Origin of the sequence: Cyanothece sp. BG0011 (assembly GCF_003013815.1) — a bacterium.
GTDB lineage: Bacteria > Cyanobacteriota > Cyanobacteriia > Cyanobacteriales > Microcystaceae > Crocosphaera.
On sequence record NZ_PRLH01000016.1, the window covers coordinates 1 to 26,932 of the forward strand.

At 38.3% G+C, this 26,932-nt stretch carries 21 protein-coding genes and 1 tRNA gene; 14 read left to right on the forward strand and 8 right to left on the reverse strand.

Going from position 1 to position 26,932, the window contains the following annotated elements; translation table 11 throughout:
• Positions 1-92 precede the first annotated feature (92 nt).
• The 3 genes from C4E06_RS27590 (at position 93) to C4E06_RS03875 (ending at position 5,455) form a co-directional block, all read left to right on the forward strand.
• Positions 93-587, forward strand: a complete 495-nt coding sequence (locus C4E06_RS27590; RefSeq protein ID WP_198648292.1) for a hypothetical protein — start codon at positions 93-95, stop codon at positions 585-587.
• A gap of 83 nt (positions 588-670) precedes the next feature.
• Positions 671-2,518, forward strand: coding sequence for a methyl-accepting chemotaxis protein (locus C4E06_RS03870; RefSeq protein WP_198648293.1), 1,848 nt, complete (start codon positions 671-673; stop codon positions 2,516-2,518).
• A gap of 81 nt (positions 2,519-2,599) precedes the next feature.
• Positions 2,600-5,455 (forward strand): hybrid sensor histidine kinase/response regulator, encoded by a 2,856-nt coding sequence (locus tag C4E06_RS03875; protein WP_107666897.1) that lies wholly within the window; start codon positions 2,600-2,602, stop codon positions 5,453-5,455.
• Between the two features lie 79 nt (positions 5,456-5,534).
• Here C4E06_RS03875 and C4E06_RS03880 read toward each other — a convergent pair whose 3' ends face one another.
• Positions 5,535-5,948, reverse strand: a complete 414-nt coding sequence (locus C4E06_RS03880; protein WP_198648294.1) for a hypothetical protein — start codon at positions 5,946-5,948, stop codon at positions 5,535-5,537.
• Between the two features lie 233 nt (positions 5,949-6,181).
• On the opposite strand from C4E06_RS03880, the gene gshA reads away from it, so the two are divergent.
• From gshA to C4E06_RS03900, 4 genes are all read left to right on the forward strand, one after another.
• Positions 6,182-7,327, forward strand: coding sequence for a glutamate--cysteine ligase (gshA, locus tag C4E06_RS03885; RefSeq protein ID WP_107666899.1), 1,146 nt, complete (start codon positions 6,182-6,184; stop codon positions 7,325-7,327).
• A 121-nt stretch (positions 7,328-7,448) separates the two neighbouring features.
• A complete protein-coding gene (locus tag C4E06_RS03890) occupies positions 7,449-7,910 on the forward strand; it encodes a tRNA (cytidine(34)-2'-O)-methyltransferase (protein ID WP_107666900.1) in 462 nt (153 codons plus the stop codon).
• 446 nt (positions 7,911-8,356) lie between these two features.
• Entirely contained in the window at positions 8,357-10,378 is a 2,022-nt protein-coding gene (locus C4E06_RS03895; protein WP_107666901.1) for a peptidoglycan DD-metalloendopeptidase family protein, read from the forward strand.
• 134 nt (positions 10,379-10,512) lie between these two features.
• Positions 10,513-10,586: transfer RNA gene (locus C4E06_RS03900), tRNA-Met, on the forward strand.
• Between the two features lie 16 nt (positions 10,587-10,602).
• Here the strand turns inward: C4E06_RS03900 and C4E06_RS03905 are convergent.
• Entirely contained in the window at positions 10,603-11,565 is a 963-nt protein-coding gene (locus tag C4E06_RS03905) for a phospholipase D-like domain-containing protein (protein WP_107666902.1), read from the reverse strand.
• A gap of 141 nt (positions 11,566-11,706) precedes the next feature.
• The gene (gene uvrA, locus C4E06_RS03910) at positions 11,707-14,574 is read right to left on the reverse strand and encodes an excinuclease ABC subunit UvrA (protein WP_107666903.1); all 2,868 of its coding nucleotides are present in this window, start codon (positions 14,572-14,574) and stop codon (positions 11,707-11,709) included.
• Positions 14,575-14,769: 195 nt separating this feature from the next.
• On the opposite strand from uvrA, the gene zds reads away from it, so the two are divergent.
• Positions 14,770-16,242 carry a 9,9'-di-cis-zeta-carotene desaturase gene (gene zds, locus C4E06_RS03915; RefSeq protein WP_107666904.1) on the forward strand — a complete coding sequence of 491 codons (1,473 nt, stop codon included), beginning with the start codon at positions 14,770-14,772 and terminating at the stop codon, positions 16,240-16,242.
• A 56-nt stretch (positions 16,243-16,298) separates the two neighbouring features.
• On the forward strand, positions 16,299-16,745 hold the full coding sequence (locus C4E06_RS03920) for an SRPBCC family protein (RefSeq protein WP_107666905.1): 447 nt from the start codon (positions 16,299-16,301) through the stop codon (positions 16,743-16,745).
• Between the two features lie 60 nt (positions 16,746-16,805).
• On the opposite strand, the gene C4E06_RS03925 is transcribed toward C4E06_RS03920, so the two are convergent.
• From C4E06_RS03925 to rpsB, 5 genes are all read right to left on the reverse strand, one after another.
• Positions 16,806-18,311, reverse strand: coding sequence for a pyruvate kinase (locus tag C4E06_RS03925; RefSeq protein WP_107666906.1), 1,506 nt, complete (start codon positions 18,309-18,311; stop codon positions 16,806-16,808).
• Positions 18,312-18,350: 39 nt separating this feature from the next.
• Entirely contained in the window at positions 18,351-19,046 is a 696-nt protein-coding gene (locus tag C4E06_RS03930) for a metallophosphoesterase family protein (RefSeq protein ID WP_107666915.1), read from the reverse strand.
• A 106-nt stretch (positions 19,047-19,152) separates the two neighbouring features.
• Complete coding sequence (locus C4E06_RS03935) at positions 19,153-20,028, reverse strand: hypothetical protein (RefSeq protein WP_107666907.1); 876 nt, start codon at positions 20,026-20,028, stop codon at positions 19,153-19,155.
• A gap of 171 nt (positions 20,029-20,199) precedes the next feature.
• Entirely contained in the window at positions 20,200-20,862 is a 663-nt protein-coding gene (gene tsf, locus C4E06_RS03940) for a translation elongation factor Ts (protein WP_107666908.1), read from the reverse strand.
• 123 nt (positions 20,863-20,985) lie between these two features.
• Entirely contained in the window at positions 20,986-21,792 is an 807-nt protein-coding gene (gene rpsB, locus C4E06_RS03945; protein WP_107666909.1) for a 30S ribosomal protein S2, read from the reverse strand.
• A gap of 144 nt (positions 21,793-21,936) precedes the next feature.
• Between rpsB and C4E06_RS03950 the strand changes: the two genes are divergently transcribed.
• The 5 genes from C4E06_RS03950 (at position 21,937) to C4E06_RS03975 (ending at position 26,658) form a co-directional block, all read left to right on the forward strand.
• Positions 21,937-22,425 (forward strand): molybdenum cofactor biosynthesis protein MoaE, encoded by a 489-nt coding sequence (locus C4E06_RS03950; RefSeq protein WP_107666910.1) that lies wholly within the window; start codon positions 21,937-21,939, stop codon positions 22,423-22,425.
• A gap of 302 nt (positions 22,426-22,727) precedes the next feature.
• The gene (locus tag C4E06_RS03955; RefSeq protein WP_107666911.1) at positions 22,728-23,819 is read left to right on the forward strand and encodes a DUF1194 domain-containing protein; all 1,092 of its coding nucleotides are present in this window, start codon (positions 22,728-22,730) and stop codon (positions 23,817-23,819) included.
• A 214-nt stretch (positions 23,820-24,033) separates the two neighbouring features.
• Positions 24,034-25,491, forward strand: a complete 1,458-nt coding sequence (gene glmM / locus C4E06_RS03960; protein WP_107666912.1) for a phosphoglucosamine mutase — start codon at positions 24,034-24,036, stop codon at positions 25,489-25,491.
• A 176-nt stretch (positions 25,492-25,667) separates the two neighbouring features.
• Complete coding sequence (locus tag C4E06_RS03965) at positions 25,668-25,904, forward strand: DUF6737 family protein (RefSeq protein WP_107666913.1); 237 nt, start codon at positions 25,668-25,670, stop codon at positions 25,902-25,904.
• Positions 25,905-26,436: 532 nt separating this feature from the next.
• Positions 26,437-26,658 (forward strand): hypothetical protein, encoded by a 222-nt coding sequence (locus C4E06_RS03975; protein ID WP_107666914.1) that lies wholly within the window; start codon positions 26,437-26,439, stop codon positions 26,656-26,658.
• Positions 26,659-26,932: the final 274 nt, after the last annotated feature.

Consider the following 26,932-nt stretch of genomic DNA (forward strand, 5'->3'; position numbering starts at 1 on the left):
AGCTGTTTTTCCTACCCCTAACCTAGCAGGGGGTTATACCTATTCCTAGACAATTAAACTTTTAACGACAAGATTTTATCAAGATTAAAACCATGACAACTCATCAAGATTTTCTCTCTCCATCTAATAATAATCAAGAGTTAAATTCATTAAATGAATCTAATCTTTTAGAAGATAATAATAAAAGTTCTAATCAATTAATTAGGAAAATACCTAAACTTATCGGCAATACCCTACGAAGTCGATTATTAATGACAGTATTACCCACAGTTTTAATTCCTTTGGGGGTTGCTAGTCTCGTCGGATTTCAAATTATTCAACACAAAGCTAAATCTAATATCTTATTACAACTTCAACAAAACGTAAATCGTTCTCAAGACCAAGCAGAATCTTTTATTAAAGATAACTTTATCTTAACCGATTTAGTAGCCGTTAACCCTCTAGTGATAGATGAATTAAAATCGATTAATAGTGATCCTGAAACCGAAAAACTTGCTTTACTTCCCATCGAAACCCTAGAACAATCTTTTAATGAAACAAAACTATTAAAATCTAATCCTGTAATCAATAGTTACTTCAAAAATTAGTAAATACAGGAAGAATTGCTGAAGTTTTTATTACTAACAAAGATGGACTTAATGTTGCCTATAGTAACCCGACTTCTGACTTTGTGCAACGAGATGAAACTTGGTGGCAAACCGCAGAAAAAGAAGGGATTTCTATTGATGATCCTGAGTACGATGAATCTGCTAACGCTGTAGTAGTTGCCCTTGCAGAAGCCATTAAAGATCCCAATACAGGAGAAGTTTTAGGAGTCATTAAAACAGGGGTACTTGCTAATAGGTTAGATGAACGCTTAACCGATAATATCAGTTTAAATTTAACAGAAACTGAAACCATACAAATTATTTCTTCTCAGGCAGGAATTCCTTTAAATACTGTTACTAAAAAAGGAAGTGATTCTGAAAATCAGACGATTATCGGAGGTGATAGTATTCTTGACTTTATCAAGGAGGTTGTCACTTTAAATAATAGTGATCAACCCATCAATTCAGAGCAAATGAAAACCCTAGAAAAACAGTATAATCTATCTGATTTAACCATAAAAATGTCAGACAATGGTGAGAATCAACAAAAGACATTATTAGCTGAATTTCAACAGGACGGTAAAATTTTTAATTTATCAACCATTCCTGGTGTTGATTGGGTTGCCGTTGCATCTATTAATCAATCTGAAATTGCCAAAGCGGGTCAAGAATTATTAATTGTTTTTGCCGTTACTGCCGTCATTTTAGGAGGTTTAAGTATTGGTTTAATCATTCTTTTAGCCCGTAATTTATCCAATCCTTTAACGAATTTAACTAATAAAGCGCAACAAGTTGCGTCAGGAGATTTGAATGTTCAAGCAGAATTAGCAGGAACTTTTGAAACTAAAACCTTAGCCAATAGTTTTAATGACCTAGTTCTCAAAGTAAAAACCTTATTAAATCAGCAAGAATTAGCTACAGAAGAACAACGAGAACAAAGAGAAAACATTGAAAACGCCATTATGAAATTAGTGGACGAAATTGAAGGGGCAGCAGAGGGAGATTTAACCGTAAGAGCAAGTTTAGACTCTCTAGAATTAAGTACAGTGGCTGACTTATTTAACTTAATTATTGAGAACTTAAAAGACATCGCTACAGAGGTTAAACAGTCCACTAATAAAGTAACTGACTCCTTAGAAACAAACGAAAATTCTATTCGACAACTGGCCGAACAATCCATTCAAGACGTAGAAGAAATTCAGAAAACATTGACTTCTCTTCAACAAATGTCCCAGTCTATCGAAGCAGTTACCAATAATGCTGCCCACGCTGCCCAAAGTTCTGAAGAAGCTTATCAGGAAGTGCAAAAAGGCAGTACCGCCATGGACACCACTGTTACCAGTATTCTCACCCTGAAAAACACGGTTAACGACACAGCGCAAAAAATGAAGCATTTAGGGGAGTCATCTCAGCGTATTTCTCAGGTGGTTGCTATCATTGAAGAAATCGCCCTCAAAACTAATTTACTCGCCATTAACGCCAGTGTGGAAGCGCGACGGGCAGGGGAACAAGGCCAAGGCTTCACCGTGGTTGCTGAACAAGTCGGGGCATTAGCGGAACAGTCTTCTAACGCCACCAAAGAAATTGGTCAAATTATTGCAGCGATTCAACGAGAAACCCAAGAGGTAGCCACTCAGATGGAAACCGGGACTACTCAGGTGGTTGATGCTTCCCGTTTAGTAGAAACTACTCAAGCCTATTTGACTAAAGCCAGTCAAAAATCTCAAGAAATTAATCAGTTAATGCAGTCCATTTCTCAAGCTACCGTTTCCCAAAGCGAAACCTCTCAAATAGTAACCAGTTTGATGCAAAAAGTAAGTCAATCCTCTCAAGAAAAAGCCAGTTCTTCTAATCAAATTGCTGAAGCCATTCATCAAACAACAGAAGTTGCAAAAGACCTTGAATCTAAAGTAGACCAGTTCCGTGTTTAGAAATAGGTTGAGTTATCAATAATTATGTAGGAGAAAACAATTATTAACTCCTACATAAATTTTATCTAATGGTGAAAAAAAATGATGGAAACTGAACAACAAGTACGCTTAAACTTTTTAGAAGAAGCAGAAGCCCTTTTAGACAGCTTAGAATCGGTTTTACTGCAATTATCGACTGTAGCCGTCGAAAAAGAACACCTAGACTTAGCTTTACGGGCCGCCCATTCCCTAAAGGGAGGGGCTTCTATGATGGGGTTTAATCTCTTAAGTCAAGTTGCCCATCGTTTAGAAGATTTTTTAAAAATTATTCGGGTTCATTATCAAAATCAATTAGTAAAAGTTGAGGTAGAAACTTTACTATTACAAGGGTTAGATGCTTTACGTCAAATTAGTCAATTTCATCAACAAGAACAAGAAATTGATTTTATTTGGCTAGACCAAAAAGTCGATCCTATTTTTGAGCAACTAACCGAATATTTAGGCGAGTTAAAATCCGAAGACGAAGACGCTTTATTATCCCAAGAAGAGGAGGTTAACCCTGCTTTATTGATGTTTGAGAATGGCGTAGAAACCCTACTTCAACGGTTAGAAGATCAATTAAATTTATTGGAACCTGAACAATTATATGACGAATTAATAACGATTTCAGAACAATTCATTGACTTTGGTTTAATGGCCGAAGTTGAACCATTTATTGACTTATCTCAATCCGTAAAAGAACAATTATCATTTATTACTATTGAAGAGGTTTTTTCTTTTGCACAAGAAGCCTTAGAAACTTGGCAGAAGTCGCACGCTTTAATCACATTAGGACGTTTTAATAATCTTCCTAGAACAGTCGACTTTTCTCATAATTCTTCAGTTGAATTAAATTTACTAGATGAATTACAAGCTTTAGAAAATTTAGAGAATAATCAATTAAAAGATATATCTTTTAGTGAACTAGCATCTAGTATGTTAGGAGAAGAAACTTTTAATGATTTACAAGAAGCATTTAACCAACAAATAGAAGAAAAAAGAGATCCATTTGAAGCAACAGAAAATACCGAAAATAAAGCTAATATAAAGCAAAATAAAAGAAAATTTCGTATCTCTAATGAACAAATTTCTGCATTTAATCGCTTATTTGAAGATTTAATTCTTGAAAAAAATAGTATTAATTTTAGAGTTGATCAACTTAAAAGTTTTATGACTTTAATGAGACAAAGAATACAACAGTTAGAAGATTCTAACACTTTATTACGTCGCTGGTATGATGCAGTATCACTTAAGTCTAAGCTTCCTCAACTGGTTACAGCTTCTTCTCAACTCATTTCAGCCAATGTTACTTTATCTCCCTTAAAAAGGAATTTTCAAGAACATTTTGATGTCATGGAAATGGCACAATATACCGATTTACATTTAATTTCTCAAGAACAAATGGAAACTATTGTTCAATTACGAGAAGTAACGACAGATATAGATTTAGGATTAAAAGAATTAACTCAAACGGTTGGGGATTTTAATCAAACAACTAACTTTTTATACGATAATTTAATTCGCTCACAAATGCGTCCTTTTGGTGAAATTACTCAACGGTTTACCAGAGTAGTTAGAGATTTATCTATCCAATTTAATAAAACAGTTAAATTAGAAATTGAAGGAGAAAATATCTTAATTGATAGTTCAGCTTTAGACTATTTAAACGATCCTTTAATTCATCTTCTACGAAATGCTTTTGATCATGGTATTGAAGATCAAGAAACTCGTTTAGAAATGGGAAAAACTCCAGAAGGAACAATTAAGATAGAAGCTAGTAATAGAGGTAATCAAACAATTATTACCATCAGTGATGATGGTCGAGGGATTGATTTAAACAAAATTTCTTCTCGTTTAATCTCTCAAGGAATGAGTAAAGAACAGGTTGAATTACTATCAGAACAAGAATTACTCAATCAAATTTTTGAGCCAGGATTTAGTACCGCAGAGAAAATCAGTGAATTATCGGGCCGTGGTGTAGGAATGGATATTGTCAAGACCAATTTAACTGAAATTCGGGGAGAAATTGACGTAAATAGTAAATTAGGATTAGGGACTACCTTTACCCTTACCGTTCCCATTAACCTATCAGTATTGCGTGTCATGATAGTGGAAAGTAAAGGAATGGTATTTGCGATCGCGGCTGATACCATTAAAGGAGTGATTCAACTTAATACTGAAGAAAATACAGTAATATGGGGAGATACACGGATTTCTGTCTTTAATTTACCCGAAAATATTCACTTTTCTCGGCCAAATAAACCTTTTACCATGACAGAAACCCCGATGATTAATCGAAGTATCGCCTTAATTATAGAAGACGGTGACAGTTTCAGAGGGGTTTCTGTAGACCGTTTCTGGGTTGAGAAAGATATGACGGTTCGTCCCATTACCACCCCTATTCCTTTGCCTCCTGGCTTTAATCAGTCTATCATCTGGGGAGATGGTCGTGTCATTCCTCTAGTTGACTTAGCAGAATGGGTTAACTCTTTTGATCATAATGCTCAAACCATAAACACGATAGAAGATAATAACCCTCTCATCCCACAAACATCCACCATTTTAGTGGTAGATGATTCTATTAATGTACGTCGCTATTTAACGATTATGTTGAATAAAGCAGGATATCAAGTCGAAGAAGCAAAAGACGGTCAAGAAGCAGTGGATAAATTATTCAATGGGTTACAGGTTAACGCTGTGATTTCTGACTTAGAAATGCCTCGTTTAGACGGGTATGGGGTCTTAGAAGTTGTTAAACAGAACGACAAATTTGAACAATTACCCATTATTATCTTAACCTCCCGTAGTCAAGAAAAACACCGTAAATTAGCCATAAATTTAGGAGCATCTGCTTACTTTTCTAAACCTTATACCGAACAAAAATTATTAGATACTTTAGAAAGGTTATTAAGTAGTTGAACATAACTATAGTTAACTGTCTTAAGAAATGGAGATAGGTCGAACCTCTCCCTGCTCCCAACTCCCTTTGCTCCCCCGCTCATTTCACAGTAACGTTTATTTTTGTCCAGGTACTTATTTGTCCAAGTTTATTTAAAATCATCTGTTGATAAGCATCAGACAAAGATCCTGTTTCATAAGCTAATTTAAAAGTATCAGTTAACTTAAACTCAAGAGTAGCTAGTTGGTTTTTATCCTTTGAATTAAACCCTTTTAGTTTTAAAGTATTATCTCGAAACTGCCATTCCCCTTGCCAAGTGATATCTTCAACACTTTTTTTATCTTGATAGATACGATGTCTTGCTAAAAAACTACCATCAGGACGAAACTGATAACCATAATAAAGGGTTAATCCCTCAGACTCATGAAACCCACGCCAAAGTCCAATAATAAAATTCCCTTGATCAATAATATTAGAATTAAAATTATCTTTTTCCTCTTCTTGACTTGTCAACAGTGAATCAGCCAAATATAGTGTCTGGTTACTCTTGAGATATTTTATCTGTTCAATGTTCTCTATTCCCTGTTCCCTATTCTTATGGATAGACTCACTTCTAATATCCGCAGAAACAAGCAAAAAATTTAAGCAACCATAACAAAATAAACAAAAATAATTGATCATTTGTCAGTCAATATCGTTAATAATAGATAATATAAGGCAACAAAGGCCATGCTATCAGAGGAATTATGACACGACTATGCAAAGGCGTTGAAGTAGAAATGTACACCGGAACATCCCAAGGAGAAATTGTGGGATTATCCGATCGCATTACTAAGGATCTTAATGGGTTTGTGAGAGAACCGGATAGTCGTAATGTCGAATACACTACCGCCCCTTTATGCTGTTACGATCGCCTCTTGTGTGCCTTAGTCCGTCCGAGACAGCGTTTAAGAGAATATTTACAAAAAATAGGCAATTACACTATCATTCCAGGGAGTACCCTCTCTTTAGGGGATAGTAGCCACTTTTATCGCTCTGACCCCATTAATCCTTATCATAGCTACATTGAAGACACCTATGGCACCGATGTAGTTACCGCCAGTATTCATATTAACATCGGCATTAATGACCCAGAATTATTGATGCAAGCTTGCCGTTTAGTCCGAGTTGAAGCCCCTCTCTATCTAGCTTTGAGTGCGTCTTCTCCCTTCTTAGATGGACAGGTTACCGGTTCTCATTCCACTCGTTGGCAAATGTTCCCTCAAACTCCTCAACAAGTCCCTTTTTTTGAGAGTCATCGTCATTTCATTCAGTGGACAGAAGAACAGTTAGACCTCAAAACCATGCAAAATGTCCGCCATTTATGGACATCCGTGCGTCCTAATGGTCACAACCGACCTTATAATCTAAATCGCTTAGAATTGAGAATTTGCGATTTGATTGCTGATCCCATTGCCTTATTATCCGTCATCGCCTTATTAGAAGCTCGTCTTCTACAATTAATGGACGATCCGACCCTTGATCCCCTCAGTGGCAGCCAACTCTCCCCTGATGCTTTACTCGATATTACCCATCACAATGAAACCGAAGCAGCCAAACATAGTTTAGAGGCCCAACTGTATCATTGGCGAGATGGTAGTAAGATTGAAGCAACCACCTGGGTAGGACAAATGTATCAATCGGTATGGCCAATGGCGCAACAGAATGGATTTAGTTGTTTTCTATCCCCAGTTAAAAAGATTCTCCGCAATGGGAACTTAGCCCAACAATGGTTAAAAAAATATCAACTTTCCCCCGATATTCCCTCAATTATAACCACAGAAATCCAAACAGTAGCCCAACAAGAAAAAATGTTAGAAGATAAACTCTGTGATGCGCTGTTAGTTGCTTAAAAAATAATTAAATTTTGCCAATTAATCGATTAATCTTTTCAATCAAGAATAGAAAAATTGTTTAATAAAATTAATTATTTTGGCGGAGTTCATTATCTATAAAAAAAAACTATCAATCATTATGCCCAGAGTTGTTTTAGTTAATCCTCAAATTCCCCCCAATACAGGAAATATTGCTCGAACTTGTGCTGCTACCAATACAGAACTCCATCTGGTCGGGCCTTTAGGCTTTGAATTAAGCGATCGCTATCTCAAACGAGCCGGTCTCGATTATTGGCCCCATGTCAAGCTTCATTATCATCTCGATTTAGCCCAATTTCAAGCCTATTATCAACAACAACAAGGCAGGTTATTGGGATTTAGTGTCAGAGGAAAATCCTGTTACGGAGATTGTCAGTTTCAAGACGATGACTGGTTAGTGTTTGGCAGTGAAAGTGAAGGACTTCCCCTAACTTTCCAAGACGAATGTGACCAAATGCTTTATATTCCTATGCCTCACCCAAAAGTCAGAAGCCTAAATCTATCGGTTAGTGTGGCCATTGGCTTATTTGAAGCCTTAAGACAGTTAGATCAATTACATTGAACAACCCAGAAGTAGATAGATTAATCATATTTTTAATAAGAAATTTTTATCATTCCTTCCCTTTTGAAGAGAAGGACAAAAAATAATTGTCAAAAAGTCAAAAACCCCTGACATCAAGACATAAAGCAGGAAAAAGAACCCCTCATGAAACCTTTTCAGGATTGGGATCGTCAACCAACTCGCGTCTTGCAACAATCGTTAAAAATAGATGAAGAATTGCTGAGTAGATTACAATCAATTCACGCTTGTTTAAAATAGGCAAAACAAGTTAATTTCTCATAACATACAGACTAAGTATATTGACTTAATTGGCAATCTGAATTAAAACTAAACTCTGATAGGTCTACTCAGTCAAAAATCATCCCTAAAGACTCTTGATAGTCTAAATCGCTCGTTCACACAGTAGGAGGTTGTCCTTGAAAGGTAAATTCAACGAAATAACAGCAATGTCTTCTTGTCTGGCAGACTATACCCAAGCCAAGGGATCATCTTCTCCAGAAGACTCTCCAAACAAACTACCCTCAAGTGAAAAAAATCGCGTTCGTCGTTCAGCGGCCATGATCAGCTTAGCCATTTCCATGGGCGCAACCGGAATGTTGTTGAGTCAAGACAAAGCAATGGCAGCGAACGCTGTAACGGCGAATACAGCTATTCCGAGTCTTCCCAATCTTTCTGAGGCTCAAAGTAGAGATAGTCAACTAGCCCCTCTCGCCCTGAAACACAAGGTAGAAGCAGGAGAGACCCTTGCCCAACTGGCACAAGACTATCAAGTTAGACCAGAGGCGATCGCTGCAATTAATAATTTGACCCTTACGGCCCAACTCCAGCCCGGGGAAACCATCAAAATTCCTTCCTCTAAAGACTCCGTCAACAAAATTACCCCAAAAAGCTCTACAGACAGCAAACCACAAAATAAAGGTGTTGGCACAAAATCCGTTAATACTTCTCTTGATCACCTCAGAGAAACCCGTCAACGTCTTCAAGATAGCCTAGCCGAACTCAAAACCGAAGAAGCCAAAGTGAGCGCAGAAGCAAAAGCCATTGCTGATGTGAGTCAACCTTTAAACCAGCCATCCGAACAACCGACCATCGCTGAAGTTGAAAAAGTTGAAGTGGCTCAAGCGATCGAAATTCCTGTCTATAGCTCTGAAAGTGAACAGGAGTCGGTGGCCGTCAAAGAAGAAGAAAAAGAAAAATTTGCCTCCCTTAGAGGGTCAATCTTAGACAACAATGAGCAATCAGACATTCCGATTGTTCCCTCTCTCCAACCCCAAACCACCGCTAAGATTGAATCGGATCAACCCATTCCCCTCAATGTCATTCCCGCACAGGAGGACAGCCAACCCTCACAACGGCCTCAACCCATCGATGTTACAACCCCTGAGCAAACTTCTTTTATCCCACCCAGAAAGCCAACGGTTCCTAAACCGACCATAAAGGCCACCGAGAAAAGCTATCGTGTTCGTCCAGGAGATACCCTCAACAGTATTGCTCGTCGTCATGGCATTTCAACCCACGAATTAATTCGGGCTAACGGCATTACCAACGCCAACTTAATTCGGGTAAATCAAACCTTGATGATTCCTCAAGAAAATACCATTGCTCAAGCTCAACCAAGTCAAAGAAGCACTCTACCTTCTGTTTTTGACGAATTCCGTTCAAATAATCAGTCTTCTAGAAGTTTACTGTCTAGTCGTGAAGGTCAATCAGCTGAAATTCAAATTTCGGTCGCTCAACAATCCCATACCGACAAGTTAAAAGCTGATATTGTTACCTTACAACGAGACTATGGGCAAGGAGAATCAGAAATTTCTCTTGACCAACCCCGTTCTCAATCATCCCGTAAAACCGTGGTAGGGGAAGCTTTAAACTCCGAATGGAAAAGCGATCGCCAAGAAATAACTTCACCCCAACAAGCGATCGAACAACGACTCAATAATAGACAGCCCGAATTAATTAGTGCTGCCCCCAGTAACCCCACCACTTATAACAACGCCTTTGAGATTCCTGTGGGAACCAGTGTCGGTCCGGATCTTCCTGGAGTGTCTAACCCTGACGACTATCTTCCCGATGCTCCCATGAGATTTACTGGTCATATCTGGCCCAGTAAAGGGGTGATCACCTCTGGTTTTGGTCCTCGCTGGGGCAGAATGCACAAGGGCATTGATATCGCTGCTCCTGTGGGAACCCCGATCATGGCATCAGCCCCTGGTGAAGTCATCACCGCAGGGTGGAATTCCGGCGGTTTCGGTAATTTAGTGAAAGTTCGTCACCCCGATGGTAGTGTGACCCTATATGCTCACAACAGTCGCATTTTAGTGCGTCGTGGTCAAAAAGTAGAACAAGGTCAGCAAATTGCTGAAATGGGTAGCACAGGTTATAGTACCGGTCCTCACCTTCACTATGAAATTCATCCTAAAGGTTCCGGCGCGAAGAACCCCATGGCTTTCTTACCTAAGAATCGCTAACTAATTCTCTCATTTGTGAATTAGAGCGATGGGATCAATTAGATCAGAGAAGAAAAAACTTCTCTGATTTTTTTTGTGATTAATGTAGACATTTATTCGTTTTCGGGTTATGATAGCAAAGGTGCGAAAATAACGGCTCGGTAGCTCAGTTGGTTAGAGCAGGGGACTCATAAGCCCAAGGTCGGCAGTTCAAATCTGCCCCGAGCCATTAAAAAATTTGTACATTAACTATAAGTTAATAGAAGTTTGGATAAATCGGTTTCAAAATTGTTAGACTCCTGAAAGCGTTGCTTCATCTTGTCAAGTAACTTCGGATCATTGGTTTTGAGTCCAAGTTCTTGTTGAAGACTAGAATCATTTGAACAGAGAAAATTATGGCTTCCTAAGACAGCAAAATTATGATCACAAACAAAGTATTTTTCATGAGTTCCGATTAATTTTAACTGAACTTGACCAGGAAATCGTTTTTCTAATCTTTCTAACTGAGGTAATGCTTTATAAAAGAAATTATTTTGATAAAAGCGATAAAAAAGTTGGCGATTAATACAAGCACTAGATTGTCGATGAGAATTTTGTAAAAATTTCTTTATATCTTTTCTATTTCCCCAGCCTATCTTTAATTGACCTTTCCGTTTTGATAAAAACTCTTTCATTAAAGTTAATACTTCATCATCAATAGCATAAGTGGTTAACCAAGGACAGACTAAGATTAATTGATCTTTAGCTTCCTGTAAAGCATTTAGTAAAGTTTGACGGCTTTGACGACGATTATAGATTAATTCATATTGATAATGAGGAAAATTTTCTTTAATTAACAGATTCAAGTCAGAAATTTCAGACTTGAGGCGATTATCTATTTTTTCATTAATTTTTTGAGAAAAGACAGAAAAATTATTATGAAGCGTTAAATTATTATCTAAGTGCTTCATTTCTAATTGATCACAAAGAGATGATAAATGACTAATGGTATGTTCAGATTGTTGTAGATAATGTTGAGACTTTTCTAGTTTTTCATATAGTTGTCTGGTTTCTTTTCTTAAGTTTCGCCGATTAATGATATTGATAGCAATCGTAGCAGTTAAAGGGCCTGTTGCATGGATAATGGGTTTTTCTTGCAGACTAACTTGTAGAGAACCGATGATGGATAAAATTAAACCAGTCGTTTCTAAAAGTTGTAATAATTTCATGGTTTCTTGAAGGAGTGCATACTATTTACATGGAAATGCTAGAAAAAGTTTTGTGGGATGTCAGTAGTAAACTATGTAGAAAATCAAGAAATCATGATAGAAGCAAGGGGAAACAACATAGAAAAAAGTAGAATGTAGTAACTAATTTTCTTTTTCTACTTCTTGAACTGGATATTGTTTCAGAACTTCTTTTAAATATTGTCCTGTGTAAGATTTAGTATTTTTTGCCACCGCTTCAGGGGTTCCAAATGTGACAATATTACCCCCTTTGTCTCCCCCTTCCGGCCCTAAATCAATAATCCAATCTGAACAACGAATCACATCTAAATTATGCTCAATAACTAAAATAGAGTTCCCTTTATCTACTAATCTTTGCAAGACATTTAAGAGGTGATGAACGTCATAAAACGATAATCCGGTGGTGGGTTCATCAATTAAATATAAGGTTTTTCCTGTTGCCCGACGAGACAATTCTGAAGCTAGTTTAACCCGTTGCGCTTCTCCTCCTGATAAAGTAGGTGCCGGTTGTCCTAATTTAACATAACCTAAGCCAACATCTACGAGGGTTTGTAATCGATTGACTGCCCTTGGTATATTCTCAAATACCCTTAACGCTTCTTCGACTGTCATGTCTAAAACATCAGCAATCGAATGACCTTTATATTTAACTTGTAGGGTTTCTCGGTTGTATCTTGCCCCTTTACAAACTTCACATTGAACATATACATCGGGTAAAAAATTCATCTCAATAACATTAACTCCTTGTCCCCCACAATTCTCACATCTTCCTCCTTTAACATTAAAGGAAAAACGACCCGGTTTATAACCCCTTGCTTTCGCTTCTACTGTCTCAGAAAAAAGCTGTCTGATACTATCAAAAATTCCTGTATAAGTTGCAGCATTTGATCTCGGTGTTCTCCCAATGGGAGATTGATCAATCACAATAACTTTATCAATGGCATTGAGTCCCGTCACTTCCTCCAAACACTTAGGTAAAGGAATTTTTTTTGTTAAATGATGTTGTAAGGCAGGATATAATAATTCATTAACTAAGGTGGATTTTCCTGACCCTGAAACCCCTGTAATAGCCACCAATTTTCCTAATGGTATTTCTACATCAATGTTTTTTAAATTGTTAGCGCAACATTTTTTTAAACAGAGTTTATTGCCATTTCCAGCACGACGTTTTCCTGGGGTTTTAATTACTTTTTGACCCGATAAATAATCAGCCGTTAAAGAATCTTTAGCCGTCAATAAGGTTTTTAAATCACCTTGAGAAACAATTTTCCCCCCATGAATCCCTGCCAATGGACCAATATCAACTAAGTGATCGGCAGTTCTGATGGTTTCTTCGTCATGTTCAACAACAATTAAAGTATTCCCTAAATCGCGTAATTTTTTTAAGGTGTTTAATAAGCGTCCATTGTCCCGTTGATGTAAGCCAATACTCGGTTCATCTAATACATATAATACCCCGGTTAGCCCTGAGCCGATTTGGGTAGCAAGACGAATTCTTTGCGCTTCTCCCCCTGATAATGTAGCAGTTCCTCGGTTTAAAGTTAAATAATCTAAACCCACATCTAAGAGAAATTGTAAACGGTTTCTCACTTCTCTTAAGGCTAATTCTCCGATTAACTTTTGTCTAGGTGTTAATCGTAAATTGTCTACTTTATGCAAACATTTATCAATAGAAACACTGGTCAACTCGTCAATACTAGATTCTCCTAAGCGAACGGATAAAGCTTCGGGTTTGAGCCTTTTTCCTTGACACACTTCACAAGTTCGATCAACGATATATTTCTCCATCTTTTGTTTAACTGTTTCTGAGCTAGTCTCTTGATAATTTCGCTCTAACATGGCTAAAATGCCTTTAAAATGTTTGTAATATCCTTTGCCAGTATCAAAGCGAGAATCTTGCTCAAACCAGATGGGTTCATCGCTTCCATATAGTAATAAATCTTGTTGTTCTTGGGTTAACTGATTCCACGGCGTTTGAATTTCAAAACCGTAATTTTGCCCAATACTATAGAGTAATGATAAATAATAAGAATTATCTTTTTCTGACCAAGGAGCAACGGCTGCATATAAGGGAGCCTTGGGATCAGGTATCACTAAATCAGGCGAAAATTGCCGTAAACTGCCCAATCCATGACAATGGGGACAAGCACCATAGGGAGAATTAAAAGAGAATAAACGGGGGGATAATTCTTCAATAACCGCTCCATGTTCGGGACAAGCAAAGTTCTCAGAAAACATAATTTCTGAGTGACCGTTATTTTCTTCTTCTCCGATAATATCAATGACCGCTAAACCGTCAGCATGGGTTAAACAAGTGCTTAAAGAATCTGCTAATCTTTCTTCAATTCCTTCTTTTTTGATGAGGCGATCTACAACAATTTCAATGTTATGAAAGTGATTCTTTTTTAATTCAATATTATCTGAAAGTTCCCTAACTTCTCCATCTACTCGTACCCGTACAAATCCTTGAGAGGCTAAACTCGATAACAGTTGTTTATGGGTTCCTTTTTTTCCTCGAACCACAGGGGCTAAAATTTGGAATTTGGTTCGATCTGAGAGTTCCATCACTCGATCGCACATTTGATCGATGGTTTGAGGGGTAATTAAGCGATCGCAATGAGGACAATGGGGTTCACCAGCACGACCAAATAATAACCGTAAATAATCATAAATTTCCGTTACCGTTCCCACCGTTGAACGAGGGTTATGGGAGGTAGATTTTTGATCAATAGAAATAGCCGGACTTAACCCCTCGATCGCATCGACATCCGGTTTATCCAACTGTCCCAAAAACTGTCTTGCATAGGCACTCAGAGACTCTACATAGCGTCGTTGTCCCTCAGCGAAAATGGTATCAAAGGCTAAGGATGATTTTCCCGAACCGGACACCCCTGTAAAGACTATTAGGCGATCGCGTGGAAGTTCAAGATCAATGTTTTTTAGATTATGTTGCCTCGCACCTCGAATCCGTATACTATTTGAGTCGGCCATATTCCCCTAACTTAACACTCCTTAACCTTATTAATGATAACGTTTTTTTCTCTTCTCCTATGTTGCACCTTCGATAAAATTAGCTAGTTTCTAAGGGTTCAGCTATAACGCTAAGGATTGACAAGAGAATTTTTGCCTCTAGATTCCCTTTTTCTATTAAAATATGTAAAGAAAATGAGACAAGGAACTTAAAGAATGCGAGTTGCGATCGTTGGTGCCGGTTTAGCGGGGATGGCCACGGCCATTGACTTAGTGGATGCAGGTTGCGAAGTGGAAATCTTTGAATCTCGTCCCTTTGTCGGGGGAAAAGTAGGCAGTTGGGTCGATAAGGACGGAAATCACATTGAAATGGGGCTTCACGTCTTTTTTGGCTGCTATTATAATCTTTTTGCCCTGATGAAAAAAGTAGGGGCGATCGACAATTTACGCCTCAAGGAACACACCCACACCTTTATCAATCGTGGGGGTAAAATTGGAGAGTTAGACTTTCGCTTTCCCGTTGGTGCGCCGTTGCACGGATTAAAAGCCTTTTTTACAACCTCTCAACTCTCTGCCATTGATAAGATAGCTAATTCTTTGGCTTTGGGAACCAGTCCCCTAGTACCAGGATTACTCAACTTTGAGGGGGCAATGAAAACCATTCGTAATCTTGATTCTATTAGTTTTGCCGACTGGTTTCGTCAACATGGGGGCAATGATGGCAGTCTCAAACGGATGTGGAACCCCATCGCCTACGCATTAGGGTTTATTGATACGGAAAATATTTCAGCCCGTTGTATGTTAACCATTTTCCTCTTTTTTGCCACAAAAACAGAGGCATCTATCCTAAGAATGTTAGAGGGATCTCCTCATGAATATCTCCATAAACCCATTACTAATTATCTCGAAAGTCGTGGGGTAAAAATTCATACCAGACGTAGAGTTAGAGAAATTTTATATACAGAAAATAACGATCAAATTGAAATCACCGGCTTAATTATTCCTGATGGAGAAAAAGAAGAAACCATTACGGCTGATGCTTACCTTTGTGCTTGCGATGTACCAGGAATTCAACGCTTAATTCCTGAACATTGGCGTAAGTTTCCTATGTTTGATAACATCTATCAACTGGATGCTGTTCCCGTGGCCACTGTCCAATTAAGATTTGATGGTTGGGTCACAGAATTACAAGATGAAAGCAAACGGAAACAGTTAAAAGAAGCAGCAGGAATTGATAATTTACTCTATACGGCTGATGCTGATTTTTCTTGTTTTTCTGACTTAGCTTTAAGTAGTCCCGGCGATTATTATAAACCAGGAGAAGGTTCACTGTTACAGTTAGTTTTAACTCCCGGCGATCCTTTTATTAAAGCGAAAAATGAAGACATCGCTAACCATGTTTTAAAACAAGTTCATGAATTATTTCCCTCTTCAAAATCCTTAAATATGACGTGGTATAGTGTGGTTAAATTAGCTCAATCTCTATACAGAGAAGCACCGGGAATGGATGTTTATCGGCCCTCTCAAGCCACCCCTATTCCTAACTTTTTCTTAGCAGGAAGTTACACCCAACAAGATTATATTGATAGTATGGAAGGGGCGACGATTTCCGGTAAACAAGCGGCAAAAGTTATCCTAGAAAAAGCAGAAACCCTTAAAAAATCCCCCCAAGTTTCTACAATTGGTTAAAATGATGACCAGGTGGGCATTGCCCACCCTAGGTTTAATTATTATGTAAATATAAAATGTCCCATTGGTTAGAACATAGCGTACAAATTGAAGTCGATGCCCCCATAGAATTAGTCTGGGGGTTATGGTCAGATTTAGAACAAATGCCGAAATGGATGAAGTGGATCGACTCGGTTAAAGTATTAGATGAAGATCCAGAATTATCACGGTGGAAATTAGCCAGTGGTGGCTTTGAATTTACTTGGTTATCGAAGATTTTAAAGGTCATTCCCCATCAAATTATACAATGGGAATCCGTGGATGGTTTACCCAATCGTGGAGCCATTCGCTTTTATGATCGACAAGGAAGTAGTATCGTCCGTTTAAGTGTTGCTTATGATATCCCTGGATGGTTGGGTAAGTTAATGGATAACTTATTTTTAGGGAGAATTGTTGAATCGACCATTATGGCTGACTTAGAAAGATTTAGGGATTATGCCATGAAAGCTCAAGAAAACAACTAAATGAGACTGATTACAAAAAATTTCCTTCTAAAACCTGCAAACTATCAATCTAACTCCCCTTTACCAAGAATGTAACGCTCGTAATTGGGGTGTTTTCTTCAACTGATGGGCTTGCATTCGACATAACACCTCATCCAAAATGCTCACTGCTTCTGTAATATAGTCTCCTTTATTCAACATAACGCATTCTGCCCGTTCAGCCATAGCAGCATCGGTCATTTCTGCACGGGAAGGGATACTCTTTTTAACCAAATTTTCTAACACTTGAGTTGCCCAAATAACGGGAACATGGGCTGCTTGACACAACCATAAAATTTCTTCTTGCATCTCTGCTAACCGTTGATAGCCGATTTCTACGGCTAAGTCTCCCCTGGCAATCATCACCCCAAAGGGTTGTTTTCCTGCACCATGAATCATCAATTCAGGGAGATGCTTAACTGCCGTCAATGTCTCAATTTTAGCCACGATCGCCACTTTACGCCAGTTTGTCCCTAACCGTTGTTCTAACTCCCATTGCAACATCTCAATGTCATTAGCCTTCTGAACAAAAGAGTAACCAATCATATCGGCATGGGTTACCATAAAATCTAAATCTTGACGATCCTTATCTGTTAATGGACTAAGATCCAAAGGGGTATCAGGAAAATTAATTCCTTTATCTACTCGTACCTTTTCTCCTTTCGGACGAGCATGGGTAATGCGAATTAAAACCCCTTCATTACCGATGCTTTCAACCTTACCCCCCATATGACCATCATCAATCCAAATCGTCGCCCCAACTTTAACTTGTTCTAAAACTTCGGGGAGGGTTAAAGAGGCTTGAAAATAGCTTTTATGGGGTTTTGTCGGATTTTCACGGGTTAATAGTAATCCTTCCCCTTGATGAATGCGCTTTTGTCCTTGGGGTGGTATCACTGTTTGTAACCGTAACTTTGGCCCCCCTAAGTCCATAAAAATTTTGCAATGTTTCCCCGTACTTGTTTCAGCTTCGCGAATACGCTGTATCATTGCCTCCCATTCCACCTGACTATCATGGGCGCAATTGATTCTTAAACAGTCTACCCCTCGTTTGACTAACTCTAAAATAAAATTGTCATCCGTTGCTGCTTTGGTGGGTAACGTTACCATAATGCGGACGTTACGATTATTAGGGGGATAGCCAAATAATTCAGTTGTATGACTTTGTAACAAGCGATCGCCTTCAAAAAAGGCTTGTAAGGGAGGATGTTTCGGTAGCAAAGCGGTATCTTGACCGCAGATTATTCCTAATGTCGCAATTACTCCGTCTAAATTAGGCAGTACACGGGGTTCAATGCGTCCCAAGGAAGAAAGACCCCAAGGGGTTAACGCAAGCTGTATCTCACGCATATCATGGCGACGGAGGGCTAAATAATAAGCCAAGTTCCGCGCACTAGGGGTAAAAGCGTCTCTGGTAATCAGCGATCGCCATTGTTCAAAGATATGATCCCCTTCCCTAACCACATCGTGGCGAAGTTGTTGCAGCACCTTAAGTAGGGTATAAGGAGAGGTTAATTGTTCCTGACTCGAAGTTTCTATATTGATCATGGTGACAACCTTCCTTTATCTTCTTAAAAAGTAGGTGATTTAATTAATTGACAGAGGAGAAAAATCTTTAATATGACTGGTTTTGACCTCTCCTTTTTGGTTGGTTTGCCAAACTTCCCCCGTCTCAACATCGAAACAAGTTAACCACCCTTGGCCACAGGCCCAAGTATCGATACAAATTTGATGGCCCATATTAACAGGACAACCATCTTTTTGGGAGGTATGACCACAAACCACTATTTTTCCTGAATAATGACCCTCACGGGGATAAAGTTTCTGCCAAAATAGGTCATGGTTTGACTGTTTTTGAAGGGGTAAATCTGGGTTTAAATTAGCATGAACAAAGATATGATTATCGGTTTCGTACCAATCTAAACAATGCTGTTTAACAAACTTCCAATGTTCATCGGGAATATTGCTTAATGGATTATCTTTATCTGTGTCAGTATAGGAGGCTAAAGTTGCTTTTCCCCCAACCGTTACCCAAACCTTTTCATGGGGTTGACCTTGGTAAGCATCCAACATCATTAATTCATGATTTCCTTTGAGGGGAATTAATTGATGATTGTCATAAAGATAAAGTAACCGTTCTAATACTTCTTTAGAGTTAGGACCTTTGTCTATGTAGTCCCCTAGGGTAATTAATTTATCTTCTGGACGCAAATGTATCGTTTCTAGGAGTTTATCAAAAGCCGTAGCACATCCATGAATATCTCCCACGGCAAGGGTTCGCATAATGGTTTGCTCCCATTGCATTATCCATACTACTTCTTATCTTAAAATCTTTAGTTTAAGTTTTGGTTAAGTTCTCTTTGTTTTCCGTTTAATTAACCCAGAGAATTTATTCGTGCCAACTGGAACGCCAGGCCGCTTCTGCTTCTGCTTGAGCGTTTTCTCGTTGAACTTTTTGATAAGCTTTGCGGATTTTTTTGACAATTTCTAATTTTTGACGAATTTGTTGACGTTGAATACTTAATTGAGGATCAGCAAATTCAATGTCTGATAATCGTAAATGGATAGCAGAAATTTTAGTTATCTGTGATTCTTGGTTCTCTTCATCTTCTTCCTCATTATCTGGTTCATCGCTGTCGTCTTTATTGCTGGTTTCTATGAGTAAATTAAGAATATTAGGAGAATTACCCGATGACATTCCTTCTTCTTCTGCTTGTAAGGCCATGTCTAAAAGTTTAGGAGGTAATTGACTGGCAATAATGTTATTTTTTTGTAACTCGTGATTCACATCTTGAGACAGATCATGGATAATCATTCTGATCCCCTGTTCTACCCTTTGACACCATAAAACCAAGTCTTCAGGATTTTCAATTTTAGAAATTGAGTCATCTTCTTCTTGTGTTTGTAGCTGAAATTCTTTATTATTAATTAGGGATAATTGGGTTAATATTTGTTCTGTTATGGTAGCTGTTGGTGTGGGTTGTGGAAAGGTAATATAAGCTAATAATTTAGATTCGAGGGGTTTGCACAATTCTCTAATATTTCCTTGAAATTTTTCCCTTTGACTATAGGATAATTTGAGAAACTCTTCAGGATAAATTTTAGTACAGATTTCATAAACTGCTAAAATTAATTGTTTTTTAACTGATAAGTTTAATGCTTCTAAATAACGTTTATAAAGCTCATTTAGTTCCGTAAAAATTTCGGTTGATTTTTCTTTTAATTGCTCTATTTCTTGTCTAATTTTTTGTAGAGATTTTGCCATAAGTCAACTCTTATCAATCCCAGACATTAACCAAAAATAGGAAAAAAAGGCAAGAGTGGGGGATATTTTCCGAACTTTTGCCTTACTATCCATAACCATTGTTGAGATAATTTACTCTTTTGTTTGTTGATTAGATTGAGTAAAGAAAACAAGTTAAGACTAATTGTTTGCTTATGCTTTTTGTCCTGTTTGAGCAGCAACTTCATCAGCAAAACTAACTTCTTCTTTTTCGATACCTTCCCCTAACACAAAGCGAGTAAAACGACGAACTTGGATGTTTTCACCCAGTTGGGCAATGGTTTGTTTAAGTAACTCTTCAACCGTCATATTCGGATCTTTAATAAAAGGTTGATCGAGCAAAGAGAGTTCTTTTTGTCGTTTATCAATACGCCCTTGAACGATCTTTTCTTTGATGTTATCGGGTTTATTGCCTAAATCATCCCGTCCCATTTCAATTTCTTTTTCTTTAGCGATAACCGCTTCAGGAATATCGCTTTGGGCGACATATTCGACATTGGGACAAGCTGCAATTTGCATCGCGACGTTTTGGACAAGTTCTTTGAACTCCTCTCGGCGAGCAACGAAGTCAGTTTCACAGTTAACTTCTACCAGTACACCAATGCGGCCACCGGTATGAATATAACTATGAACTAAACCTTCTGCCGTTTGTCGGCCTGATTTTTTCTCGGCGGAGGTAATCCCTTTTTGTCGTAGCCATTCGATGGCTTTTTCGGTATCACCTTCGTTTTCTTTAAGGGCTTTTTTACAGTCCATCATCCCCGCGCCAGTTTTTTCACGGAGTTCTTTAACCAATTTTGCTGAGATTTCGGCCATTTTGATTTTCGTGTTTACGCTAAAAACTATGTTGACATGAAAAGGGGTGAGGTTGTTAGGGGGTAATGAGAAATCCTCACTTTAGTTTTCCTCACCCCCCATCCGATGACGTTAGAGTTAAGCTTACTCTTCTTCTCCTTCTTGAGAAGATTCTGTTTCAGTGTCCTCGTCTTCTTCCTCGTAGTCATCGTAGTCCCCTTCTGCGAGGCCTTCGTCAAACTCTTCATAATCATCATCGGTATCTAACTGACCATGACGACCTTCATAAATAGCATCCGCTAATTTACCTAAAATGAGTTTAATGGAGCGAATGGCATCATCATTCGCAGGAATCGGAATATCAGCGTAGTCGGGATCGCAGTTGGTATCTAACAAAGAAATCATGGGAATGCCCAGTTTTTGGCATTCTTGGATAGCGTTATATTCCCGACGTTGATCGACAATTACCACCACATCGGGGGGACGACGCATGGTTTTAATGCCACCGAGATATTTCTGTAATTTTCCGAGTTCTCTGCGCAATACGGAGGCTTCTTTTTTGGGACGACGGGCAATTTGACCACTGTCTTCCATGGCCTCTAATTCTTTGAGCCGTTCCACTCTGGTTTTGATGGTTTCCCAGTTGGTGAGCATTCCCCCTAACCAACGTTGGTTAACGTAGTTTGCTCCGCAACGAGACGCTTCTTGAGCAATGATCCCGGCTGCTTGACGCTTGGTTCCAACAAATAAGAACCGTTTCCCTTTATCGGCATTATTACGAACGTATTGATAGGCATCTTCCATCAATTGGGCTGTTTGCACCAAATCGATGATATGAACCCCATTCCGCGCTGTGTAGATATATTGAGACATTTTTGGGTTCCAACGACGGGTTTGATGTCCGAAGTGAACCCCTGCATTAAGCAAGTCCTCAAGGGATACGACTGGCATAATTTAATTTTTCTCCTATTTCGGGTTAATCCTCCATCCAGGTGTATTTCTACTTAAGAAACACCCGAAGTCCTGAATGTGCGAGATTTTAACAACTTTACTAGGATAGCATAAAATAAGTTTCCTTAACTTGTCTTATTTGCTATGAAAGCTTCTATCAATTCTCTGCCTCGTGTCGGTTACAGTCATCCTAATGATAGTTTTAGAATTAGTTTTGCCCCTTTATCGGTAGACGAAGTTTACGGGTTAGTTGATGATCCGAGTAATGGGGCGATCGCTTTGATGAGTGGGACAGTCCGAAAACAGACTGAGGGGAAAGCCGTTCGTTATTTAGAATATCAGGCTTATGAACCGATGGCTTTAGTCATTTTCCAGGAAATTGCCACTACCATTCGTCAACAATGGCCCCAAACCAACCGAGTGGTCATTCATCATCGCATTGGCAAGTTAGAAATTGGCGAAATTAGTGTTTTAATTGCGGTGGGATGTCCTCATCGCGCTGAAGCTTTTGCTGCTTGTCGCTATGGTATCGATACTTTAAAACATAATGCTCCTATCTGGAAAAAAGAATTTTGGGCTGATGGTTCGGGTAGCTGGGTAAGTATTGGTGCTTGTGAACAAGAAGAGAAATAATTGTCAGTATTAATATTGAACTCTATCACACAAATTAGTTAATTTTTTCTAGATACAACGGCCTAATTAGGTCGTTTTTTAGGTGTTTTTTTCGTAGTTTTTTACTTTTTTGTTGACTTATTTTTTGAACTTTACATTAACTTTAAAATAGAGTTTGTTTTTAATAAATATTTCAGATAAACCTTGTATTTTTTTAATCATTCATGTCAAAATGAGAATGCAGAATCAAACCACTTATTTTTTTGCTAACTTCGATTATCCACAAGAAATTAAGAAACTTTAAGTGAAAATACTAATTTATTATGCAAAAAACTACTTTGATATCTAAGGGATTTTTAAGTGCTAGTTGTGTGGCATCTATTTTAGGCTGTAGTCTAACCGCTAATGCTGCTGGATTAACACCGGTCTCTCTTGAATTAATGCTGTTAATTGATGCTTCTGATAGTATTTCATCACAGCATTTTGACGCTCAAATTAATGCGTTAAATAATATTTTTAATGATGCTAACTTTTATAATGATTTTCTTTTACCCCTCAAAGATAATCCCGCTTTAAACATTGATGATCCCAGTTTAGCCGTCAGTATTTTTCAATTTGGGGCTGCAACCACTGGAGACACAGCAGGAGACCCTATTCTTAACCCGATTTTGGATTGGACTGTCTTTAATGAACAACATCAGTCAGGGATAGGACAACTCGATCCTAATACTATTACTAAAATTGGTGGCTTTACACCTCTTGGTGATACCCTGGGTATTGTGATCGATGAGTTGGCCAATAATGATTATGAGGGCCATCAAACAGTTAATTTGTCGAGCGATGGATTTGATACATTTTCCTCAATGAGTGTACCTCTAGCCACAAGAGAGGCTTTCAGGAGTGGTGTAACCTTTAATGTGCTGGCTATCCCGGCTATCGGTGGACAAATAGAGCAAAATTCTTTTAACTCTGAAGAAGACGATTACGATCTCGATATATTACAAGCAATTGTTGATCGTTACCCTAACTTACCTCCCCAATATAAAAATAATAATTTAGCGGGTAATGCTCCTTTTCTCATGCTTGATTATGCAACAGGAGAAAAAACCATAGAAGACGCATTCCGTTTAAAATTGGGCTTAGAAACCATCGGATATGCTCCCCCCTCAAGACCGAGTGTGGATGAACCTGATACAGAACCTACAGATACACTTGATCCTACAAATACAGGAGGTACAGGGACAAGTACGGGGACAATAGGACAACCAACTGCTGATACAGGAGATATAGGGACAGGTACGGGTATCATTGGAGAACCCACTGCTGACCCAGCTAACATCCCTGAACCTAATTTTTTATGGGGATTACTCAGCATCAGTCTATTGGGATTATTGGGTCATAATAAGAGAGCTTAAAAAGGCTCTATTTCCTCTAAACAACTCGATAGTGACAACCATTGCTGATGACTTACCTTAGCTCAAAAACCTTTTCATCCAAGGTGTTGCCAAAGTGAGTTGGGAACATTACTCACTCTCTATACGTTTAAAACACTCGTAGGCCAAAATTTTACGCAAATCTAGCTAAAGAGTATATCCTGTAAAGGTGAGTGAGTTGTGAGGAAGTGAATTAATGGTTATCTCCCTATCCCCAAACGGCAATGGTCGTTTAAATCATCAGACTGCTAAACTTAGTCATGGTTTAGTGACTACATTGCCCTCTTTACCCAATAGCCCTTTATTTGGAACTGATGGGATTAGAGGCAAAGCAGGAGAGTTATTGACTGCCCCCTTTGCTCTACAATTAGGATTTTGGGCAGGACAGGTCTTAAAATCAAAAACAGCAAGCGGGGGCCCGATTATTATTGGTCAAGACTCTCGTAACTCCAGTGATATGTTAGCCATGGCCATGGCCGCTGGGTTAACCTCAGCAGGTTTAGAAGTGTGGCAGTTAGGGTTATGTCCTACTCCTTGTGTGGCCTATTTAACCCGTCACAGTGAAGCAATGGCCGGGATTATGATTTCTGCCAGTCATAACCCCCCAGAAGATAACGGCATTAAGTTTTTTAACGCTGATGGGACTAAGTTATCCTCAACCCTCGCAGAAGAGATTGAAGAGGGATTACGGGGTAATTTGTTATTATCGATGGAGGAATGGTCAGCCTGGGGGAAAATTTTATATCAACCTAATTTAGTTAATACTTATTGTCAATTTTTACAAGACAGTTTACCCTCTTCTTTGAGTTGCCAAGGCATGAAAATCGTTTTAGATTTAGCTTGGGGTGCATCAGTGAATGTGGCACCAGCTATGTTTAAAGCTTTGGGTGCAGAAGTTATTTGTTTACATGAAACCGCTAACGGCGATCGCATTAATGTTAACTGTGGCTCGACTCATTTAAAGTTATTACAAGCAGCGATCGCAGAACATCAAGCGGACATGGGTTTTGCTTTTGATGGGGATGCAGACCGAGTGATGGCCGTAGATAGTACCGGTAAGGTAGTGGATGGGGATTATATCCTGTACCTCTGGGGAAAATCCCTCTTAGAGCGAGGAAATTTGCCCGATAACCTCTTGATCGGCACGGTTATGGCAAATTTGGGGTTTGAGCGTGCTTGGCAGGGTTTAGGGGGTCAATTAGTGCGGACTTCTGTGGGCGATCGCTATGTTCAAGCACAAATGTGGGAAACTGGGGCGATGCTTGGGGGTGAACAGTCAGGACACATTATTTGTCATCATTACGGGGTGTCAGGGGATGGTGTACAAACGGCACTGCAGTTGGCTGCCTTGGTGCATGAGTCTGGGGTATCCTTAGCTGAGTTGGTTAAAGATAGTTTCGACACCTATCCTCAGATTTTACGGAATGTGCGTTTAGAGGATCGCGAAAAACTTCGCTATTGGCAAGAGTCTGAACCTTTGCAACAGGCGATCGCTCAAGCAGAAGCAGGTATGGGCAATACTGGCCGGGTTTTAGTTCGCGCTTCGGGGACTGAACCTTTAATTAGAGTAATGGTGGAATCAGAATGTCCTGATGCTGCGAATCATTGGGTTAATTATTTAGTGGGAGTGGTAGAAACCCATCTTACTGCTTAATATTTGTCGGGTTTGATAAGGGTAGGGATAATCAATGAATTGTCCCTACTTAATTATTCGGATTTTAAATACTTTAGAAAGGTTAGGTGCAAGAGAAATGTAGTTATTTTAACTCCAATGGTAGGCTACGAGAGATTATTATATGCTAGACAATTTTCAGGAAAGAAACAATTATTATGACAGAATTTTCTAACCTAGAATCATCTAATATTTGGGACTACAAACCTAAATGGTGTCAACCTTGGTCTATTTTATTAACAGGAATCATCTTAAGTGTTGGTAGTTGGTTTTTGATTCATATTGTTTGGCTTACTTCCCTTATTTCAATTTTAATCATAGTTTGGTGGGTTTATTTTTTGATTCTTTACCCTCGAATGTTTAAAGAATATGTAGAAAGTCAAAAGAATTCATAAATAAGCCTAACACCCTAATGTCTTGTCCTTATTTCTGCAAGTGGGAGGAGTGACTTTAAGCTTGAATTTAATGACCATGTTCATTGCATATATAATGGCTACTCTTATTAAATATACCAACTATGGCTATTCCTACAGGTATCGATAATTTACTAATGTTTGTCTCTAAGGCAGGATTTACTTTATTAGTGAGCAATAAAAAGTTTATATTTGTACAATAATAAATTATGATGTATGTGGGGATAATTCCTGAATTATTATTACATCTGTCTCTCCTATCTATCAACATCTTAGTTGTAATCAGGGAATGATAGAGCATATACTATTGTTAGACTTGATAAAATAATAAGAATTATTACAAATCCTCAAAATTTAGATGATAAACATTATAGATATTAGGTTATACAGTCAGTGAAAATGCTAAGCAGTTTAGATTTTTGTTTCAAAAATTTAGTCAAGCTGTGCGATGTTTTAATCAAATGGATGAAGATATAATTTGCATATCAAACAAAACGAGAGAGGGAGTAAATCAATGATTGGAACTTTTCAAGAAACTCTTTTAGAATATATCGGAAATGGAAAAGAAATAAGATATATCGCTAACTTATTAAACTTATCCAAATTACGTTTAATAGAGGAGATAGAAAACCTGGAAAAACTAGGATATTTGCAAGTAGCGACCCAGATTGATGGTAGTATTTATTCTTGTTGGTTAACTGATAAGGGTTGGTTCTATTTAGACGAAGTCTTCTAAAAAGAGTCATCGTTTAAGCATTTAACGTATCAAAAATAAAAGAAAAATAATAAGACATTGTTGTTCTCTTTACAGTATTCTTGTTTGGGTCTTTCTTGACCCATTATTTTTGAGGCTAGTTTAAGCTTCAATTATGTTAGTATTTCTCCTCCCATTAACTTTTTATAGCGAGTTTCTAATTCTTTTTTCAAAGAGGGTAAACCCCCTAAACTTTTGTCGGCTGTGATAATCTTTTCTGCTGCTACTCTGGCTAATTCTAACACTTCTTGGTCTT

Bases quoted from the DNA above. Each gene is read 5' to 3' on its own strand.
- tsf (WP_107666908.1), bottom strand. From the start codon at position 20,862: ATGGCCGAAATCTCAGCAAAATTGGTTAAAGAACTCCGTGAAAAAACT.
- rpsB (WP_107666909.1), bottom strand. From the start codon at position 21,792: ATGCCAGTCGTATCCCTTGAGGACTTGCTTAATGCAGGGGTTCACTTC.
- C4E06_RS03875 (WP_107666897.1), top strand. From the start codon at position 2,600: ATGATGGAAACTGAACAACAAGTACGCTTAAACTTTTTAGAAGAAGCA.
- C4E06_RS03935 (WP_107666907.1), bottom strand. From the start codon at position 20,028: ATGGCAAAATCTCTACAAAAAATTAGACAAGAAATAGAGCAATTAAAA.
- C4E06_RS03975 (WP_107666914.1), top strand. From the start codon at position 26,437: ATGATTGGAACTTTTCAAGAAACTCTTTTAGAATATATCGGAAATGGA.
- zds (WP_107666904.1), top strand. From the start codon at position 14,770: ATGCGAGTTGCGATCGTTGGTGCCGGTTTAGCGGGGATGGCCACGGCC.
- C4E06_RS27590 (WP_198648292.1), top strand. From the start codon at position 93: ATGACAACTCATCAAGATTTTCTCTCTCCATCTAATAATAATCAAGAG.
- C4E06_RS03950 (WP_107666910.1), top strand. From the start codon at position 21,937: ATGAAAGCTTCTATCAATTCTCTGCCTCGTGTCGGTTACAGTCATCCT.
- glmM (WP_107666912.1), top strand. From the start codon at position 24,034: ATGGTTATCTCCCTATCCCCAAACGGCAATGGTCGTTTAAATCATCAG.
- C4E06_RS03905 (WP_107666902.1), bottom strand. From the start codon at position 11,565: ATGAAATTATTACAACTTTTAGAAACGACTGGTTTAATTTTATCCATC.
- C4E06_RS03895 (WP_107666901.1), top strand. From the start codon at position 8,357: ATGTCTTCTTGTCTGGCAGACTATACCCAAGCCAAGGGATCATCTTCT.
- C4E06_RS03930 (WP_107666915.1), bottom strand. From the start codon at position 19,046: ATGCGAACCCTTGCCGTGGGAGATATTCATGGATGTGCTACGGCTTTT.
- C4E06_RS03925 (WP_107666906.1), bottom strand. From the start codon at position 18,311: ATGATCAATATAGAAACTTCGAGTCAGGAACAATTAACCTCTCCTTAT.
- C4E06_RS03955 (WP_107666911.1), top strand. From the start codon at position 22,728: ATGCAAAAAACTACTTTGATATCTAAGGGATTTTTAAGTGCTAGTTGT.
- C4E06_RS03920 (WP_107666905.1), top strand. From the start codon at position 16,299: ATGTCCCATTGGTTAGAACATAGCGTACAAATTGAAGTCGATGCCCCC.
- C4E06_RS03965 (WP_107666913.1), top strand. From the start codon at position 25,668: ATGACAGAATTTTCTAACCTAGAATCATCTAATATTTGGGACTACAAA.
- uvrA (WP_107666903.1), bottom strand. From the start codon at position 14,574: ATGGCCGACTCAAATAGTATACGGATTCGAGGTGCGAGGCAACATAAT.
- gshA (WP_107666899.1), top strand. From the start codon at position 6,182: ATGACACGACTATGCAAAGGCGTTGAAGTAGAAATGTACACCGGAACA.
- C4E06_RS03890 (WP_107666900.1), top strand. From the start codon at position 7,449: ATGCCCAGAGTTGTTTTAGTTAATCCTCAAATTCCCCCCAATACAGGA.